The 698-nt window shown below is 76.2% G+C and carries 1 protein-coding gene; it reads left to right on the forward strand.

Features of this window, described 5'->3' with window-relative positions; all coding sequences use genetic code 11:
• On the forward strand, positions 1-575 hold a 575-nt coding region (locus tag H6A15_RS10210; protein ID WP_428840713.1), incomplete at its 5' end, for a Mu transposase domain-containing protein.
• Positions 576-698 lie beyond the last annotated feature (123 nt).

Consider the following 698-nt stretch of genomic DNA (forward strand, 5'->3'; position numbering starts at 1 on the left):
CCATGCTCGCGCTGCCGTCGTCGCCCTTCGACGCCGTGCGCTGGGCGAGGTGCCGCGCCGACAAGCGCGGCGTGGTGACCGTGGACGGCCGGGGCTACCTCGCCGGTCCCGCCTGGCACTCCCGGGAGCTCCTCTGCGGCGTCCGGGCGGACACGGTGGAGATCCTGGCGGACCGCGGGCGGCGGGTCGCGGTGCTCGAGCGCGCGTTCGGCGACGGGCCCGTCGTGCGCAACCCGCTCTCCCTCGTGCCGGCGCTCGTGGCGCGGCCCCGCGCCTTCGGCGAGTCCGTGATCAGGCGCGACATGCCCGAGGCCCTCGTCCGGGCAATGGACTCCCTCGATGCGGCCGGCCGCCGCCGCGTGCTCAGGTCGATCGAGCGGGCGGCCGGCCCGTCCGGCTTCGACGCCGCCTGCTCCGCGGCGCAGGCGGTGATCGAGGGCGGCCGGATCCCAGACGACGCGACCGTCGACGTGCTGGCCCGCAGGATGGCGGCCGGCGGCCCGGCCGCGGAGGGCGGCGCCGACCTGTCCGTGTACGACGGCTTCCTGAGAGGGGGCGAGGCCCATGCCTGCTAGCGGCGAGCTCGCGCGCAGGATCATGGAGGCGGGCAGGAGGTGCTCGCTCACGACCTCCGTGCTCGGCGAATGGGCGGCGGCGGGCAGTCCGAAGCAGGTCGAGTACCTCGCCTCGTACCTCGA

Source organism: Enorma phocaeensis (assembly GCF_016901575.1).
In the GTDB taxonomy this organism is placed as follows: domain Bacteria; phylum Actinomycetota; class Coriobacteriia; order Coriobacteriales; family Coriobacteriaceae; genus Limicola; species Limicola phocaeensis_A.